This is a genomic window from Kribbella sp. WER1 (assembly GCF_054189145.1).
Map to the genome: position 1 here is coordinate 7,271,547 of NZ_CM135186.1, position 16,653 is coordinate 7,288,199.

Consider the following 16,653-nt stretch of genomic DNA (forward strand, 5'->3'; position numbering starts at 1 on the left):
AGGCTCCTGTGCTGGGCGGCTGTCGCGGCGTTCGTCCTGGTCAGGTGGTTGCCCGGCGTGGCCGCGCTCGTGACGGCGTCGAGACCGGACTCGGCGTACACGGACAACCCGACGGCGTACCTCGTGATCGCCGTCCGCGACGATCCTCAGTCCAACGGAGCCGCCGCGCTCGGGCTCAGCGTCGCTGCCGTTGTCTTCCTGGGCGGCTGTGACTAGGCCTGGCCGCGGCGGACCGCGAGGATGTGGGCCGGCTCGCCGTTCGGGTCGAGTTTGACGTAGTTCTGCTGGCCCCAGCGCCAGGTCGCGCCGCTGATCTCGTCGTACACCGTGAAGGTGTCCTCGGGGCGCATGCCGAGAGCGGCCATGTCGAGGTGGACCATCGACTCGCGGACCGCGTGCGGGTCGGTGTTCACCACGACGATCACCGTGTCGCTATGGCCGTCCGGCGCGGTCGAGCGCTTCGAGTAGCACATGATGCCCTCGTCGTCGACCGTGTGCAGCGTCAGGTTGCGCAGCTGCTGCAGCGCGGGATGCCGGCGCCGGATGTTGTTCAGCAACGTCAGGTACGGCGCCAGCGTGCGGCCTTCACGGTCAGCCGCCTCCCAGTCCCGCGGGCGGAGCTGGAACTTCTCGGTGTCCAGGTACTCCTCCGACCCGGGCCGCAGCGCGACGTGCTCGAACAGTTCGAACCCGGCGTACACACCCCAGGCCGGCGACGACGTGGACGCGATCGCGGCGCGGATCTTGAACGCGCCGGGTCCGCCGTACTGCAGGTACGCGGTGAGGATGTCCGGCGTGTTCACGAAGAAGTTCGGCCGCAGGAAATGGCCGGTCTCCTGGGTGAGCTCGGTCAGGTACTCCTCGAGCTCCCACTTCTCGTTGCGCCAGGTGAAGTACGTGTACGACTGGTGGAACCCGACCTTCGCGAGCTCCTGCATCATCGGCCGCCGGGTGAACGCCTCGGACAGGAACACCACGTCCGGGTCGGTCTTGCGGATCTCGCCGAGCAGGTACTCCCAGAAGTTCACCGGCTTGGTGTGTGGGTTGTCGACGCGGAACACCGTGACGCCCTTGGAGATCCACAGCTTCACGATCCGCAGGACCTCGGCGTAGATGCCTTCCGGGTCGTTGTCGAAGTTGATCGGGTAGATGTCCTGGTACTTCTTCGGCGGGTTCTCGGCGTACGCGATCGAGCCGTCGGCGCGGACCGAGAACCACTTCGGGTGCTCCTTGACCCACGGGTGGTCCGGTGAGGCCTGCAGCGCCAGGTCGATCGCGACCTCGAGGCCGACCTCGCGGGCCCGGCCGACGAAGTACTCGAAGTCCTCGAAGGTGCCGAGCTCGGGGTGGATCGCGTCGTGGCCGCCGTCCTCGGAGCCGATCGCCCACGGCGAGCCCGGGTCGCCCGGCTTCGGGTCGAGGGTGTTGTTCGGGCCCTTGCGGAAGGAGTGCCCGACCGGGTGGATCGGCGGCACGTAGAGGATGTCGAAGCCCATCTTCGCGACCGCCTCGAGCCGCCGCGCCGCGGTCCGGAAGGTCCCGGACTTCCACGTCTCGGTCTCTTCGTCGTACTCCGCACCCTCCGAGCGCGGGAAGAACTCGTACCAGCTGCCGTACAGCGCGCGGGTCCGGTCGACCCACACCGGGAACGTCTCCGACGACGTGATCAGCTCGCGCACCGGGTACCGCCCGAGGGCTGCCCGGACCTGCGGCGAGGTCCCCGCGGCCAGCCGCGCCTCCGGCGGCAGCGCGCCGTTGGCCAGTGCGTGCGCGGCGTCGCTCAGCGTGGACCGGTCCGCCCGGACCGCGGGCGGTACGCCGGCCGCGGCGCGGTCGAAGAACGCGGCGCCCTCGGCGAACATCAGGTCGACGTCCAGCCCGGCCGGCACCTTGATCTCGGCGTTGTGCCGCCACGTCCCGTACGGGTCGCTCCAGCCCTCGACCGCGAACGTCCACGCGCCCTGCTCCTGCAGCGTCACGTCGACGGTCCACCGGTCGGTGCCGGGCGCGCCCGGGGTCATCAGCATCCGTCTGGTCTGCCCCGACGGCGAGGTCAGGACGACGTTCGCGTTCACCGCGTCGTGTCCCTCGCGGAACACCGTGGCCGCGATCGTGAACGTCTCGCCGACCGCGGCCTTGGCCGGATATGCGCCGGCGTCGACGGTCGGAGTGACATCGGTGATCGGGATGCGCCCAGTCATGGCGTAGCGGACCTTCGCTTTCCGAAGTAGTAGCTGTAACACTGACCGTATCGGTATCCACCCTGTGCGCGTGACATGCACAGCTGCAAAATCTTGCTCGCGTTGCAAGATCGATGCATCCCGAGGGTGTTTTGCGCACCCGGGCCCGGTACGGTGTCCCGGTGCGAGCGATACGACGATTCTCCGTCCGCCCTGTCCTGCCCGAGCCGCTGACCGGCCTGGGCACCCTGGTGAACAACCTCCGCTGGGCCTGGCACCCGGAGACGCAGGACGTCTTCGAGGCTGTCGACCCGCAGCTGTGGCGGAGCACCGGCGGTGACCCGGTCAAGCTGCTCGGTGAGGTCCCGGCGGCCCGGCTCGACGAGCTGGCCAACGACCACGCATTCCTGCGCCGGCTCGAACTGGCGGTAGCCGACCTGGACAGCTACGTGACCGAGGACCGCTGGTTCCAGACCGCGGGCGGTTCGCCGCTCGACGCGGTCGCGTACTTCTCGCCGGAGTTCGGCATCACGCACGTGCTGCCGCAGTACTCCGGCGGCCTCGGCATCCTCGCCGGTGACCACCTGAAGGCGGCCAGCGACCTCGCCGTACCGCTGATCGGCGTCGGCCTGCTGTACCGGCACGGGTACTTCGCCCAGTCGCTGAACCGTGAGGGCTGGCAGCAGGAGCGGTACCCGCTGGTCGACCCGGACGGGCTGCCGATCAGCCTGCTCCGCGACGGCGACGCCCCGGCCACGATCACGCTGGCGCTGCCCGGCAACCGCGAGCTGCACGCGCAGATCTGGGTCGCCCAGGTCGGCCGGGTGCCGCTGCTGATGCTCGACTCCGACATCGAGGAGAACGAGCCGTCCGAGCGCGAGGTGACCGACCGGCTGTACGGCGGTTCCACCGAGCACCGGCTGCTCCAGGAGCTGCTGCTCGGCGTCGGCGGGGTCCGCGCGGTCCGCACGTACTGCCGGATCACCGGTCACGCCGCGCCCGAGGTGTTCCACACCAACGAGGGCCACGCCGGCTTCCTCGGCATCGAGCGGATCCGCGAACTGGCCGCCGAGAAGGACCTGGACTTCGACACCGCGCTCGAGGTCAACCGCGGCGGCACCGTGTTCACCACGCACACGCCGGTCCCGGCCGGTATCGACCGGTTCCCGGTCGAGCTGATCCAGCAGCACTTCTCCGCCGACGTGTTCGGCCCGGAGGTCCCGATCGAGCGGATCCTCGAGCTCGGCGCCGAGGACTTCGAGGGCGGCGACCCGGCGCTGTTCAACATGGCGATCATGGGCCTGCGGCTGGCGCAGCGCGCGAACGGCGTCTCCAAGCTGCACGGTGTCGTCAGCCGCGGGATGTTCGCCGGGCTGTGGCCGAGCTTCGACCCGGTCGACGTACCGATCACCTCGATCACCAACGGCGTGCACGCGCCGACGTGGGTGGCGCGCGAGGTGCACGACCTGACGTACGCGAACTACACCGCCGACGGCGACTCGGTGTTCGAGGGTCTGGACAAGACCACGGACGCGCAGATCTGGGAGACCAAGCGGCTGCTCCGCCAGCGGTTCATCGACGACACCCGGTCTCGGGTGCGGCAGTCCTGGCTGAACCGCGGCGCGAGCGAGGCCGAGCTCGGCTGGGTCGACTCGATCCTGGACCCGGACGTGCTGACGATGGGCTTCGCCCGGCGGGTTCCGTCGTACAAGCGGCTGACGCTGATGCTGCGCGACCCGGCCAGGCTGAAGGCGTTGCTGCTGCACCCGGAGCGCCCGGTGCAGATCGTGATCGCCGGCAAGGCGCACCCGCACGACGAGGGTGGCAAGAAGCTCATCCAGGAGATGGTGCGGTTCGCCGACGACCCGGAGGTGCGGCACCGGATCGTGTTCGTGCCGGACTACGACATCGCGCTCGCGCAGCCGATGTACCCGGGCTGCGACGTCTGGCTGAACAACCCGCTGCGCCCGTACGAGGCCTGCGGTACGTCGGGGATGAAGGCGGCGCTGAACGGTGCGCTGAACCTCTCGATCCGCGACGGCTGGTGGGACGAGTGGTACGACGACGAGTTCGGCTGGGCGATCCCGTCCGCCGAAGGGATCGAGGACACCGAGCGCCGCGACGACCTCGAGGCGCACGCGCTGTACGACATCATCGAGAAGCAGGTCGCGCCGCGGTTCTACGACGGTGAGGTCCCGGGCCGCTGGATCGAGATGCTCCGGCACACGATCAAGGAACTCGGCCCGAAGGTGCTCGCCACCCGGATGGTCAAGGACTACGTCGAGCAGCTGTACGTCCCGGCGGCGCGGTCGTCGCGGGCGCTGAACTCGACGTACGAGGGCGCTCGTGAGCTGGCCGCATGGAAGGCGAAGGTCCGCGCGGCGTGGCCGCAGATCCGCGTCGACCACGTGGAGCTCCAGGGCCTGGGCGACGTACCGCAGCTCGGGACGACGGTCGGGATCCGCGCCTTCGCGGCCCTCGGCGACCTGCAGCCGTCCGACATCTGCGTCGAGGTACTGCACGGCCGGGTGGACGCGAACGACGAGATCACCGACCCGGTCCGCGCAACCCTCGCCCAGGCCGAAACGTACGAGGGCAACCGCCACCGCTACGAGGGCGAACTCAAACTCGACCGCACCGGCCCCTTCGGCTACACGGTCCGAGTAGTCCCCAACCACCAGGGCCTGGCCTCGGTCGCCGAACTAGGCCTGGCCGCCGGCCCGTCCGACCCCGACGACCCGACCACCCCCGACCTCCCCGCCGGCTCAGAATTCTGAGCCACCCCGCAAAAGACACGCCCCCGCCTGCCTCACCAGGCGGGGGCGTTTTCGCGTCCCTCGGCCCTGCCGAGCCATAGATTGTCAGCATGCGTTGGTGCTGGGGGGCCCTGAGCCTTGTGCTGCTGGTGGCGGGCTGTGGGAACGAGGCGGCGCCCGGAGTCGAGGGCTCGGCGGGCTGGAGTTCGGCGGACGGTCAGGCGAGTGTCACGCCGTCCGGTTGGGCGTCGAGTCCGCTCGTCACCCCGCCGGCTCGTTCGCGGATCCCGTCCGGGGTGGATGCCGAGGCGCTCACGGGCATGCGCCGGTGGAAGGTGCCAGAACGCGCGCTGTTCCCGCCCAAGCAAGGCGAGGCGCAGGTGATCTTCTCCTGCACCTACGAGGAGGGCAGCGCGCAGTGGACAGCCAACGCGATGAACCATCTGAACCAGCCGGGCACCAAGGGTCGCGCCTGGTTGAACCCCTCGACCTATGACGAGACCATCAAGGTGCTCGGCCGGGGGACCGAGTATGTGACCGAGCCTTGGTTCTACTTGCAGGCCTACACGCGGGACTCGTGGCCGGAGCGGAAGCTGACCACGATCTACAGCGTCAGCCGGAAGCAGCTCACCAAGCTGAACCTGGTGATTGCCCGGAACGAATACGCGATGGGCTGTGCGTACGATCGCTGGCTGGACACCCGCAGTGTGCAGGTCAGTGTGTACTCACCGTGGACGCTCGGGTTCTGACGATGCGCGCAGGCTGGACTCCGGCTTCAGCGGTTGAGGTCCTGCCAGCCGAACCTTCCGCCCGAGGCCGGTGACGTGACGAAGGCCCGGCCGGCGAACGTCAGCTCCGGATCGGTCCGGTAGAGCTCGCCGGCCTCCTTCGCCGCCGCCTCGTCTCCGTTGTCGGCGGCAACCATCAGCCGCGCGATCCGGTCGGTGCTCTCGACATCCGCGCCGTCGAGCGTTGCCGACATGCTGCCCCAGTTGTCCCACAGCAGCAGCTCGTCGCCGTTCAGATGCGCCAGCTGGTAGTGCACGTACGTCCGGATGAACCAGCCGCCGTGCAACTTCAACGGCGCCTCCGGGTTCGCGTCCGCGCCGTACAGGTCCCCGTTGAGCGTCCCGTCCCGATAGCCCAGCCACACCTCGGCGGCCGACTGGAACGGCCCCTTCGGCAGATCCGCCACGTCGAACGCGCGCTCCGCCGGCTCCAGCTGGGCGTCGATCATCACCCACCGCTCGCCGTTCCAGTACTCCGCGACCACGTGGTCGTTGGCGAATCCGTCGGTGAAGTAGTCCGCGAACCCGATCCGGCTGCGCGCCGGAATCCCCTTGTGCCGCAGGATCGACACAAACAGCAGCGTGTAGTCCCGGCAGCACCCGACGACCCGGTCGACCGGCTCCCGCGGCACCGTGAGCGGCGTACCGTTGCGTTGCTGGTCGGTGTCCAGGATCGCCGACACCCAGCGGTTGTCGATCTCGGCGAGCCGGGCGCCGGTGAACTCGATGCCGCCGCCGCGGTAGTGGATCAGCAGATTGCGGACCACCGCGGCGATCTCCGCCACGTCGTCCGGCAGTACGTCGAACAGTCCCGCGTGCACGCCGGGGTCGCTGAACCGGCTCTGGATCGCGTAGTCCATCAGAAAGTCCTTTTGTGAACGGGGAGTGCGATGTCGACGGCCGGCTGGTCGCGGGGGAGCAGGGTGCAGTCCGGGACGTACACCTCGCGCGGCGGACCGGCCTCGGGCAGGCCGTGCGCGCGGACGTGGTCGTAGACGAGGTCGTACGCGAGCATGATCCGCGGGTACGCGCACTCGTCCATCGTGATCGTGCAGTACGCCTCGCGGTGCGCGGGCTCGACCCGGATCCCGATCCGCCCGGCCGGGTCGACCAGTCCGTCGAACGGGACGCACACCTCGACCGTCGCCTCGGCCTCGGGCGTGACCGCGCCGTGGTAGATCACCCACGACCCGACGGTCGCACTCGCCCCGGCGTCCCGCAGGTACGTCAGAAGCTCGTCGGTGCACGACACGATCACGCCGATCAGCTGCTGTTGGTCGGTGTCCGCGCGGATGCTGGCGATCTTCGTCGCCGGTACGTCGCGGACCTGTACCGGCCGGGGTGCGAGACCCGGAGCGCCGGAGCGGGCGAGCCGGTCGTGCAGGTACTCGAAGGTCGCCCGGCGTGCCGCGGTGGTCGCCTCCTCGGCGGCCCACCAGCGGTCGAGCCGGATCATCGCCTCCTCGTCGGAGCCGGCGAGTACTTCGGCGATCGTGGTCAGCGGCATGTCCAGCTGCCGCAGCACGCTGATCCGGCGGGCCCGCTCGAGCTGGTCCTCGTCGTACCGCCGGTAGCCGTTGGCCGGGTCCACCTCGGCCGGGGCGAGCAGCCCGGAGACGTCGTACAGCCGCAACGCCTTCAAGGACAGGCCGGCCCGGCGCCCGAACTCGCTGATCGTCAACACGGGGCTATCAAACCCTCTGCCCCTGGGGCAGAGTAAACCCCCGGCCGATGATCCGGCCGGGGGTTCGGGTGCTCAGCTTCAGCTCGCGGTCACGCAGGTCACGAACGGCTGGATCGTGATCGTGCCCTTCGGGTCGTTGTTGGTGAGCGCAACGGTCCACGACGTCGCGGTCGAGACGCCGTCCACCTCGGTGATGTCGCTCGGGTAGGACCCGTTCAGGAAGACGTCGGCCGCCGTGGTGCTGCCGGTGTCCCACTTGAGGCCGCCGCCGATCGCCTTCTTGCCCTCGGCGCAGGCCAGCGTGACGGTGCTGTAGCCCTTCGGCGCCGACTTCTTCGGGCCGTCCACCGACAGGCCCGACACGCCGTCCTTGCCGGCCGCACCAGCCGCGCCCGCGGGGCCCTCGGGTCCGGCCGGACCGGCCTCGCCGCTGCCGACCTTGTTCAGCTTGTCCTTGACCGCGGGGGCCAGGTCCACCTCGGCCACGGAGTTGTCCACGATCTGCAGCGACGCCACCGAGCGGGCGCAGAGCGGGTAGGTCAGCGTGGCGCATCCGGTGCCGCCCGCGGCGTTCGCGGCGATCGCGCCCGCCCCGATGACACCGACGGCCGCGATCGAGGCGGCGATCAGCTTCTTCTTCTTGGTGTTGAAGAGCCTCACAACTGCATTCCCTTCTGGAGCCCCCGGCACTCCCAGGTGGGCCGGGCGACGCGTGAAGGTATCAGGTCTGAACCGGTATCCACACCCCCTCGGTGCCGGAACTTCACGCGGCCTTGAACTTCGGGGAATGAACCGGTGGCGGCAGGGGTTGTGTCAGTGACGGTAACGATATATCGTTAGTGTCATGAAGAATATCGAGGAGGATATTATGAACACCCCCAACGAACTGCGTGGCCGTCGACACGGCCACCATCAGCCCCGCCGCGGTGGACCGCGGATGGGAGAAGACCTGCCGATGCACCGCGGCCGTGGCGGCCGCGGACCGGGACGTGGCGAAGGGTTCGGCGAAGGTCGTGGTCGTGGTCGCGGGCGTGGCGCGGGCCGCGGTCGGGCGCCTCGCGGTGATGTCCGGACGGCCGTCCTGATGCTGCTCGCCGAGGAGCCGATGCACGGCTACCAGTTGATGCAGGCCATCGCCGACCGCAGCGGCGGACGCTGGACCCCCAGCCCCGGCGCGATCTACCCGACCATCAACCAGCTCGAGGACGAGGGCCTGGTCACCGTGACCGCGGAAGCCGGCCGCAAGCTCGTCACGCTGACCGACGCCGGTCGCGAGTACGTCGAAGGACGTGCCGCGGCGACCGATCCGTTCGCGGCGTTCGCGGGCGCGGCTCCCGGAGCCGACCTGCGCGGGCTGCTCGAGGAGCTGCATTCGGCGACCCGGCAGGTCGCGCGCAGCGGCTCGGAGGAGCAGCGCGCGGCGGCCGCGAAGATCCTCGCCGACGCTCGCCGCTCGCTGTACCTGCTGCTCGCCGACGCCCCGGTGACCCCTGCGGATCCCGAGGCCTGAGATCTGGCTCACCCCGGGGAACGTCCCGGCCGAACCGCTCCTCTTCCAGGTTGTCATCGACAACTGAGGAGGGTTCGGGATGCAGTCTCGAAGGATCGTCGCGGGCGTGCATGCCCTGCTGGCGGCGATACACGTCTATTGGGCGACGGGCGCGACCTGGCCCGCGCCCGACGAGCGCTCGCTCTCCCGGGCGGTTCTCGGCGTACAGCTCTCGTTCGCCCCGCAGGTGGTGCTGCCGTTGGCGGCACTGCACCTGCTGCTGGCCTTCGCGGTGCTCAGGTCCGACCGGTCCGCTCTGGCCCGGCTGGTGGTTGCCGGCCTGGCCGCGGGCCTCGCGACCCGCGCAGCGCTCGGCATTGTCTGGGCGTTCAGTGGCTCTTGGCTGAACCTGCTGTTGTACGCGCCTGCCTGCATCGCGCTCTGCGTCGCTGACGTGAGAATGCTGCGCATCCGATGGCTGAAGGCAGCTGTCGTCGTAGGCCCAGTTGCTGTGGTGACGGCGCTGGCGTTGGTTGCTTACGTGTACCAGCCGGCTGAGCAACCTCGACCGTCCACCGCGGGGAGGTATGTGGAGACTCCGCTGGCGCGGGTCCACTATCTCCAGGAGGGGACGGGCTCGCCGGTTGTATTGCTGGCACCGGGGGCCTCGCCGGCGATGGCCTGGGACGACGAGCTGGCTGTGCTCGCACAAGATCACACCGTGTACGCCGTTGACCTGCCGGGCCAGGGCGAGACCCGGCTACACGACGGGCGCTTCGCGTTCGACCTGGACGGGATGACCGACGCGCTCGGGCAGTTCCTCGACGCGTTGCACCTTCAGAACGTCGTACTGGCGGGCAATTCGTGGAGTGGTGGCTGGGCGCTCGCCTACGCGCAACGGCACCCGCAGCGGGTCAGCAAGCTCGTCCTGCTCGCCCCGTCCGGGCTGGACGAGCCCGACGTCTGGAGCTGGGAGATCCTCAAGCTCCCGCTCGTCGGCGAAGCCCTCGCCAAGCTCGCGACCAGCCGCGGCATGGTCGACTCCGCGGTCCGCGGCCTGTTCTTCCACAAGGACCTGGTCACGCCGCAACTCGTCGACGCGATGTGGGTTCCCGGAACGTATCGTGACAACGTGCGATCCCTGTACGCGCTCGAGCGCGGCCTCGACTGGAGCGTCACCGAGAAGGCGCTGCCGTCCACGCGCCAACCGACGCTGGTGGTCTGGGGTAAGCACGACACCGTCCTGCCGGTCGCCCAGGCCGACCGGTTCGGCAAACTGTTGCCAAATGCAACCGTTCGGGTACTTGCGGACTGCGGGCACGCGCTCACCGTCGACTGCCCGGGCGAGGTCACTGCGTTGATGGCGGCCTTCCTCAGATGATCGAGCCGCAGCGGGTCCGCGCGGCGCAGCGCGGCGACACCGTCGCGATGAACGACGTCCTCGACGCGCTGGCGCCGTACGTCGGGAGGATCTGTGCGCCGATCGCGCTGAACGACGGACCGGACGCCGCGCAGGAGACGCTGATCGCGATCTTCCGCGGGCTGTCCGGCCTGCAGAACCCGGCGGCGCTGTCCGGCTGGGCGCGCGCGATCGCGGTCCGCGAGGCGGTCCGGGTCGCGCGCCGCGGGCAGCGGCAGCAGCCGGCCGAACTGGCGGACCTCCCCGCCCGCGACGACCCGCAACTCGCGGTCGACGTACAGGACGTGCTGCGGCGGCTCTCAGCCGAGCATCGCGCGGTCTTGGTCCTGCGGGACCTCGAAGGCATGGACGAACAGGCGGCGGCCGCGGTCCTGGACCTGCCGGCCGGTACGGCGAAGTCGCGGCTGCACCGAGCGCGCGCGAGCTTCCGGAAGGCGTGGAGATCATGAACTGGCCACAGATCGAGCTGACCGACGTCGAGCGGTTCCGCGCGCTCGCCGCGGGTGTACCGGGCGCTGCCGTCACCGAACGCGTTCTGCCGCAGGATCCCGACCAGGTGAAGGCGATGCTCGCGGACCTCGACGTGTTCGCGAGCATCCAGGCCGACCTCGTGTCGGTGACACTCGAGCAGCGCGAGGGCGACCGGGTCGTCGTACTGGCCAAGGGCGCCCGCGGGCAACGCGCCCGGTTGGAAGGTCAGTTCCGGCCCGGGTGGTGCTGGCTGCAGAGCCGGTTCCTGATCATCGGTACGGCGGCCGCACCGGAGCCTGGCGGCGGTACGCGCGTCGCACTGACCGGTGGGATCCGGGTGCCCGGACGGGCCGCGATCGTGTCGCTCGGCGTACGTAAGGAGAGCCGGAAGACGCTGGATCGGCTGGAGGAGGTGCTCAGGAGCTGAGGACGCCGGACGGGAGTGCGGCGAGCAGGGCGTCGGCGTGGCGGCGGTAGCCGAGGTTGTTCGGGTGGAACGCGTCCGGCGCGAGCATGCCGCGCCACGGCGGCCGTGCGTACCGGGAAACCTCGGCCACCGGCAGCCCGCGGGACGTGGCCTTCGTACTGATCAGCTGGTTGATACCGGAGACGTACGGGCTCACGGCGCCGCCGACCCGCCAGAGCCGGTCCGGGACGGTCAGGTCCATCACGACCGACGAGGACGGCAGCCGGTCGATCACCTGGCGCAAGTGGTCCCGAAAGCGCTTCGGCGGCGTGGCGAGGATGTCGTTGTTGCCGATCCCGCAGGTGACGAGTGCCGGCTTGAGCCCGTCCAGGAACGGCAGTTGGTCCTCCAGCACGTGCCTGGTCTGTGCACCGGACCGTGACAGGTTCAGCACCCGCCAGGGCGTGCCCTTGCGACGTAACGCGTTCAGCACCTGTCCGACGTACCCGTGGAGTGGTGAGGAAGCTCCCAGGCCCTGTGCGGTCGAGTCACCCAGTACAACCCACAACGGCCCGTCGCCGGACAGGGCGTTGGTGTTCTGCCGGGTCCAGTAGTCCGCGTACGTCCGCGCCTGCACGTCGACGTACGCCACGCCGTCCACCCAACGCTGGATCGCCAGCCGGGAACTGGTGCGCTCGGCCTCTCCCCAGCGCATGATCGCGCGGTGGAGCGCCCCGATCGGTGTGGTCAACTTCGGTCCCCCCAGAGGTGAACAGCAGGTGACCGAAGAATGTACAGGCGGAAGGTTAACGACCCCGCCGACGACTCAGAGCGCGCGCAGCAGCACCAGGCACCGCGGTGCGAGCGGCACCGTCGCCCCGGCCTCCACTTCGGTCACCATGCTGTTGCTGGTGTCCAGCACCACCTCGTACGCCGGCGCCCAGGACGCGTCCGGTACGACGACGTTCCGGATCTCCGGCGTCGCGTTCAGCGCGAGCAGGAACGAGCTGTCCGTGAGCGCGTTGCCCTCGGTGTCGGTCGCCCGCAGCGCGTCGCCGCGCAGGAACATCCCGATCGTCCGCAGGTTCCCGTCGAACCAGTCTGCGTCGGTCATCTCGCCGCCGTGCGGCGCGATCCACGACAGGTCCTTGCGGCCGCCCGGTACGTCGGGCTGCCCGGAGAAGTAGTGCCACTGCCGCAGCGCGGGATGCGCGGCCCGGAGCGCGAGCAGCTTCTTCGTCAGCGCGAGGTGGTCGGACCACGTCGCTGGCAGCGACCAGTCGAACCAAGAGATCTCGCTGTCCTGGCAGTACGCGTTGTTGTTGCCGTGCTGGGTCCGCCCGCACTCGTCCCCGGCGGTGATCATCGGTACGCCGGTCGACAGGATCAGCGTCGACATCAGGTTCGCCATCTGCTGCTTGCGCAGGGCAACCACTCCGGCGTCGTCGGTCGCGCCCTCGACGCCGCAGTTCCAGGACCGGTTGTCGTCGGTGCCGTCCCGGTTGTCCTCGTGGTTCGCCTCGTTGTGCTTGTGGTCGTAGCTGACCAGGTCGCGGAGCGTGAACCCGTCGTGGGCGGTGACGAAGTTGATCGACGCGTACGGGTACCGGCCGTCGTCGCCGTACAGGTCGCTGGACCCGGACAGCCGGTAGGCGAGGTCCTTGACGCCGTCGGAGGTGTTCCGCCAGACGTCGCGGACGCTGTCGCGGAACTTGCCGTTCCACTCCGACCACGGCGTACCAAAGTTGCCGACCTGATACCCGAACGGGCCGACGTCCCACGGCTCGGCGATCAGCTTCACCCGGCCGAGCACCGGGTCGGCCGCGACCTCGGCGAGGAACGGGTGGTCCGGGATGTCGACCTCGTGCCGCTCGTTGCGGACCAGCGTCACCGCCAGGTCGAACCGGAACCCGTCGACGCCCATCTCCTCGACCCAGTACCGCAGCGAGTCCATCACCAGCCGGCGGACCTGCGGGTGCGAGGTGTCGACCGAGTTCCCGGTGCCGGTCACGTCGTACATCGCGGCGCCATGCCCATCACCGTGCGACAGCCGGTAGTACGCGCGGTTGTCGATGCCGCGGAAGCTCAGCGTCGGGCCGTCGAAGCCGCCCTCGGCCGTGTGGTTGTAGACGACGTCCAGGATCACCTCGATGCCCGCGGCGTGGAACGCGGCCACCATCGCCTTGAACTCGGCCACCTGCTCACCGCGCGAACCCGACGACGAGTACGGCGCGTGCGGCGCGAAGAAGCCGAGCGTGTTGTACCCCCAGTAGTTCGGCAGGCCGCGCGCGGCGATCGCCGGTTCGGTGAGGAAGTGGTGGATCGGCAGCAGCTCCACCGAGGTAACGCCGAGGTCCGTCAGATACTTGATCACCGACGGGTGCGCGAGACCGGCGAACGTCCCGCGCTGCTGCTCGGGTACGTCGGGGTGCAGCTTGGTGAACCCCTTCGTGTGCAGCTCGTAGATGACGGTCTCGCCCCAGTGCACCGGCTTGCTGATCGGCGGCGGGGGAGCGGACTCCGCGACGACGACCCCGACCGGTACATGCCCGGCGGAGTCTCCGTCTGAGGAGTCGTAGATCAGCGGGCTGCCGTAGTCGAGCTCGCCGTCGACGGCCCGCGCGTACGGGTCGAGCACCAGCTTCGCCGGGTCGAACCGCAACCCGTGCGACGGATCGAACGGCCCGTGCACCCGGTACCCGTACCGTTGCCCGGCCCCGACTCCGGACACGAACCCGGTCCAGAACTCGCCGGTGTGGGTGAGGTCCAGGTTCCGCTGGCTGCCGTCGTCCGCGATCAGCGCCAGCTCGACCCGCTCCGCGGCCGGCGCCCACAGCGTGAACGTCGTCCCATCGGTCTGGACCACAGCGCCGGGCCGCGGACCGGTCTCGGTGGACAGGTCCGGAGCGCTCGGGGCGGCGGTCGCTTCTTTCACCGGGACATTCTGCACAGGTCGTTGCAAGTTCACGATAGTGCGGTGGTTTTGTTCGTGAGACGGTGGTTGCGAACGTCTCTGCGCAGTGATACGCAAGGACAATTACTAATTCACCCACCCATGGGGATCACATGTCGGAAGAGTTGGCCGGTCTGACCGTCGGTCTGATCGGCGCGGGCAACATCTCACACGTCCATGCCGCGTCCTGGAAGGCCGTCGGTGCGCGGGTGCTGGTGTATTCGCTCGAGGGCGCCGAGGCGCTCGCGGAGCAGTACGGGCTGGAGGTCGTGCCGTCGCTGGACGCGGTACTGGCCGAGGCCGAGTTCGTCGACATCGTCACACCGTCGGCGACCCACAAGGAGATCACGCTGGCCGCGATCAAGGCCGGCAAGAACGTGATCTGCGAGAAGCCGCTGACGCTCACGGCGGCCGACGCGCACGAGGTCATCGACGCCGCGCAGGCAGCCGGCGTCCGGCTGTACCCGGCACACGTCGTGCGGTACTTCCCGGCGTACAAGGCGGCGTACGACGCGATCCAGGCCGGGCGGATCGGTGACGTCGCGGTCGCGCGGTTCTACCGGCAGGCGTCCTCGCCGGCCGGCGCGGGCTGGTACCGCGAGGTGGCCCGCTCGGGCGGCGTGATCATGGACCTGATGGTGCACGACCTCGACCAGGCCCGCTGGCTGTGCGGCGAGGTCAAGAGCGTGTACGCCGTCCAGAACCCGCCGACCGTCGACGGCATCAGCCCCGTGAACGTGGCGGCGCACGTGACGTTGACCCACGAGAACGGCGCGATCAGCCACTGCCGCGCGACCTGGGGCGCGACCGGTACGACGTTCCAGACCGGGTTCCAGGTGGCCGGCGCGAAGGGCGTGCTGAAGTTCAAGTCCGACGCCGACACCGGGTACAAGGACGAGCTGACCGACGCGTCCGCCGGCGACCTGCTGATCCCGTCGGCGCTGGGGGAGAGCCCGTACCTGACCCAGCTGCGCGAGCTGGCGATCGGCCTGCGCGGTGGGCCGGAGCCGCGGGTGCTCGCGTCCGACGGCGCGACCGCGGTCTACCTGGCCGAGGCGGCGCGCGCGTCGATGGAGTCCGGGCAGCCGATCGACATGGTGACCTTCGTCTCGACGGGAGCAGTGGCATGAGCTTGAAGGTTGCGATCGCGTCGTTCGCGCATGTGCATGCGGGGTCGTACGCGCATCTGCTCGGGTCGATGCCCGACGTCGACGTACTGTCCGCCGACCCGGACGGTGCCGCGGCGCCGGACGCCGGGCCGCGGGGCGCCGAGTTCGCGGCACAGTTCGGGATCTCGTACGTCGACACGTACGACGAGCTGTTCGCGTGGGGACCGGACGCGGTGGTGGTGACGTCGGAGAACGCCGGCCACCGGGAGCTGGTCGAGCGGGCCGCGGCCGTCGGTGCGCACGTCCTGTGCGAGAAGCCGCTGGCCACGCAGGTCGCCGACGGCGAGGCGATGCTCGCCGCGTGCGAGGCGGCCGGGACGATCCTGATGATCGCGTACCCGGTCCGGTTCGCGCCGTCGTACCTGCAGCTGCGGGCGAACGTCGAGGCCGGGCGGCTCGGTGAGGTGTTCGCCGTGCTCGGCACCAACAACGGGAAGATCCCGTACGACGCCCGCCAGTGGTTCACCGACGCGGAACTGGCCGGCGGGGGAGCGCTCGTCGACCACACCGTGCACTGCGCGGACCTGATCGACGGGCTGACCGGTGGCGCGTCCGCGACCCGGGTGTACGCCGCCGCGAACCGGATCCTGCACCAGGACAAGAACGTCGAGGTGGAGACCGGCGGGCTGGTCACGATCAACTACGACAACGGGCTGCTGGCAACGATCGACTGCTCCTGGAGCGTGCCCGACAACGGCGCCACCTGGGGCGGCGTCTCCCTCCAGGTCACCGGCACCAACGGCTCCGTCGAGATCGAACCCTTCGTCCCGCACGTCGGCGGCACCGACCCCGCCGGCGAGGTCTTCCTCCCGATCGGCGGCAACCTCGACGAGTCCCTCCTGGACACCTTCCTGGACGCCGTCCGCACCACGGGCCCCGCCACCCCCGGCACCCCACCCGCGGTAATCCCCCAACCAGACGGCGCCGTAGGCCTCCGCACCCTCAAAATAGTCGACGCCGCCCGCCGCTCCGCAACGTCGGGCCAAGCAGTAGACGTCTAACCAACCCCGGGTGGGGCGGACCCGTCCGCCCCACCCAGGCTCGCCCCCTCCCACGCCGCCGGTCCCACGCCGCCGGTTCCACGTCCGCTCCCCATGCCTGCTCCCCATGCCCGCTCCCCATGCCACCGGGCCTCGCCCCGGGCTCCCAGCCCCGGGCCCGGCTCAGCCCGGCTCGGCTGCGCCGACCTGTGATCGGCTTGAGTACTAACCCGGCGCGGTGGCGCCTACCTGTTCGGCGCGGTGGCGCCTATCTGCTCGGGTCTGGGCTTGTGCGGCCGGGGTGGGGTTGGGGTGTGTGTGCCCGGCGCGGTAGCGCCTGGCTGTTCTCGCCTGTTG

General features: G+C 69.8%; 16 protein-coding genes. 10 read left to right on the plus strand and 6 right to left on the minus strand.

Going from position 1 to position 16,653, the window contains the following annotated elements:
• Positions 1-57: 57 nt before the first annotated feature.
• The gene (locus ACXJJ3_RS35540) at positions 58-216 is read left to right on the plus strand and encodes a hypothetical protein (protein WP_458166277.1); all 159 of its coding nucleotides are present in this window, start codon (positions 58-60) and stop codon (positions 214-216) included.
• On the opposite strand, the gene ACXJJ3_RS35545 is transcribed toward ACXJJ3_RS35540, so the two are convergent.
• Positions 213-2,201, minus strand: coding sequence for an alpha-1,4-glucan--maltose-1-phosphate maltosyltransferase (locus ACXJJ3_RS35545; protein ID WP_458166278.1), 1,989 nt, complete (start codon positions 2,199-2,201; stop codon positions 213-215). The genes ACXJJ3_RS35540 and ACXJJ3_RS35545 overlap by 4 nt on opposite strands.
• A gap of 161 nt (positions 2,202-2,362) precedes the next feature.
• On the opposite strand from ACXJJ3_RS35545, the gene glgP reads away from it, so the two are divergent.
• Positions 2,363-4,957 (plus strand): alpha-glucan family phosphorylase, encoded by a 2,595-nt coding sequence (gene glgP / locus ACXJJ3_RS35550; protein ID WP_458166279.1) that lies wholly within the window; start codon positions 2,363-2,365, stop codon positions 4,955-4,957.
• A gap of 89 nt (positions 4,958-5,046) precedes the next feature.
• Positions 5,047-5,685 (plus strand): hypothetical protein, encoded by a 639-nt coding sequence (locus ACXJJ3_RS35555; RefSeq protein ID WP_458166280.1) that lies wholly within the window; start codon positions 5,047-5,049, stop codon positions 5,683-5,685.
• Positions 5,686-5,711: 26 nt separating this feature from the next.
• On the opposite strand, the gene ACXJJ3_RS35560 is transcribed toward ACXJJ3_RS35555, so the two are convergent.
• The 3 genes from ACXJJ3_RS35560 to ACXJJ3_RS35570 form a co-directional block, all read right to left on the minus strand.
• Positions 5,712-6,584, minus strand: a complete 873-nt coding sequence (locus tag ACXJJ3_RS35560) for a transglutaminase domain-containing protein (protein ID WP_458166282.1) — start codon at positions 6,582-6,584, stop codon at positions 5,712-5,714.
• The gene (locus ACXJJ3_RS35565) at positions 6,584-7,408 is read right to left on the minus strand and encodes a MerR family transcriptional regulator (RefSeq protein WP_458166283.1); all 825 of its coding nucleotides are present in this window, start codon (positions 7,406-7,408) and stop codon (positions 6,584-6,586) included. The genes ACXJJ3_RS35560 and ACXJJ3_RS35565 overlap by 1 nt, the downstream gene beginning before the upstream one ends.
• Positions 7,409-7,486: 78 nt before the next feature.
• The gene (locus ACXJJ3_RS35570; RefSeq protein WP_458166284.1) at positions 7,487-8,068 is read right to left on the minus strand and encodes a hypothetical protein; all 582 of its coding nucleotides are present in this window, start codon (positions 8,066-8,068) and stop codon (positions 7,487-7,489) included.
• 230 nt (positions 8,069-8,298) lie between these two features.
• On the opposite strand from ACXJJ3_RS35570, the gene ACXJJ3_RS35575 reads away from it, so the two are divergent.
• The 5 genes from ACXJJ3_RS35575 (at position 8,299) to ACXJJ3_RS35595 (ending at position 11,215) form a co-directional block, all read left to right on the plus strand.
• Positions 8,299-8,493: a hypothetical protein gene (locus ACXJJ3_RS35575; RefSeq protein ID WP_458166285.1), complete on the plus strand. Its 195-nt coding sequence runs from the start codon at positions 8,299-8,301 to the stop codon at positions 8,491-8,493.
• Positions 8,493-8,918 carry a PadR family transcriptional regulator gene (locus ACXJJ3_RS35580; protein WP_458166286.1) on the plus strand — a complete coding sequence of 142 codons (426 nt, stop codon included), beginning with the start codon at positions 8,493-8,495 and terminating at the stop codon, positions 8,916-8,918. The genes ACXJJ3_RS35575 and ACXJJ3_RS35580 overlap by 1 nt, the downstream gene beginning before the upstream one ends.
• 79 nt (positions 8,919-8,997) lie before the next feature.
• Positions 8,998-10,278, plus strand: a complete 1,281-nt coding sequence (locus ACXJJ3_RS35585; protein ID WP_458166287.1) for an alpha/beta fold hydrolase — start codon at positions 8,998-9,000, stop codon at positions 10,276-10,278.
• Positions 10,275-10,766, plus strand: coding sequence for an RNA polymerase sigma factor (locus ACXJJ3_RS35590; protein WP_458166288.1), 492 nt, complete (start codon positions 10,275-10,277; stop codon positions 10,764-10,766). The genes ACXJJ3_RS35585 and ACXJJ3_RS35590 overlap by 4 nt, the downstream gene beginning before the upstream one ends.
• On the plus strand, positions 10,763-11,215 hold the full coding sequence (locus ACXJJ3_RS35595; protein ID WP_458166289.1) for a hypothetical protein: 453 nt from the start codon (positions 10,763-10,765) through the stop codon (positions 11,213-11,215). The genes ACXJJ3_RS35590 and ACXJJ3_RS35595 overlap by 4 nt, the downstream gene beginning before the upstream one ends.
• On the opposite strand, the gene ACXJJ3_RS35600 is transcribed toward ACXJJ3_RS35595, so the two are convergent.
• The gene (locus ACXJJ3_RS35600) at positions 11,205-11,945 is read right to left on the minus strand and encodes an SGNH/GDSL hydrolase family protein (protein WP_458166290.1); all 741 of its coding nucleotides are present in this window, start codon (positions 11,943-11,945) and stop codon (positions 11,205-11,207) included. The genes ACXJJ3_RS35595 and ACXJJ3_RS35600 overlap by 11 nt on opposite strands.
• A gap of 75 nt (positions 11,946-12,020) precedes the next feature.
• Positions 12,021-14,093, minus strand: coding sequence for a glycogen debranching protein GlgX (gene glgX / locus ACXJJ3_RS35605; protein WP_458171983.1), 2,073 nt, complete (start codon positions 14,091-14,093; stop codon positions 12,021-12,023).
• Between the two features lie 167 nt (positions 14,094-14,260).
• Here glgX and ACXJJ3_RS35610 point away from each other — a divergent pair, with 167 nt between their 5' ends.
• Positions 14,261-15,277 carry a Gfo/Idh/MocA family protein gene (locus ACXJJ3_RS35610; protein ID WP_458166291.1) on the plus strand — a complete coding sequence of 339 codons (1,017 nt, stop codon included), beginning with the start codon at positions 14,261-14,263 and terminating at the stop codon, positions 15,275-15,277.
• On the plus strand, positions 15,274-16,317 hold the full coding sequence (locus ACXJJ3_RS35615) for a Gfo/Idh/MocA family protein (protein ID WP_458166292.1): 1,044 nt from the start codon (positions 15,274-15,276) through the stop codon (positions 16,315-16,317). The genes ACXJJ3_RS35610 and ACXJJ3_RS35615 overlap by 4 nt, the downstream gene beginning before the upstream one ends.
• Positions 16,318-16,653 lie beyond the last annotated feature (336 nt).

Excerpts from the sequence above, each read along its gene's own strand:
- ACXJJ3_RS35545 (WP_458166278.1), bottom strand. The coding sequence starts at position 2,201 with ATGACTGGGCGCATCCCGATCACCGATGTCACTCCGACCGTCGACGCC.
- ACXJJ3_RS35555 (WP_458166280.1), top strand. The coding sequence starts at position 5,047 with ATGCGTTGGTGCTGGGGGGCCCTGAGCCTTGTGCTGCTGGTGGCGGGC.
- ACXJJ3_RS35560 (WP_458166282.1), bottom strand. The coding sequence starts at position 6,584 with ATGGACTACGCGATCCAGAGCCGGTTCAGCGACCCCGGCGTGCACGCG.
- ACXJJ3_RS35580 (WP_458166286.1), top strand. The coding sequence starts at position 8,493 with ATGCTGCTCGCCGAGGAGCCGATGCACGGCTACCAGTTGATGCAGGCC.
- ACXJJ3_RS35585 (WP_458166287.1), top strand. The coding sequence starts at position 8,998 with ATGCAGTCTCGAAGGATCGTCGCGGGCGTGCATGCCCTGCTGGCGGCG.
- ACXJJ3_RS35590 (WP_458166288.1), top strand. The coding sequence starts at position 10,275 with ATGATCGAGCCGCAGCGGGTCCGCGCGGCGCAGCGCGGCGACACCGTC.
- ACXJJ3_RS35595 (WP_458166289.1), top strand. The coding sequence starts at position 10,763 with ATGAACTGGCCACAGATCGAGCTGACCGACGTCGAGCGGTTCCGCGCG.
- ACXJJ3_RS35610 (WP_458166291.1), top strand. The coding sequence starts at position 14,261 with ATGTCGGAAGAGTTGGCCGGTCTGACCGTCGGTCTGATCGGCGCGGGC.
- ACXJJ3_RS35615 (WP_458166292.1), top strand. The coding sequence starts at position 15,274 with ATGAGCTTGAAGGTTGCGATCGCGTCGTTCGCGCATGTGCATGCGGGG.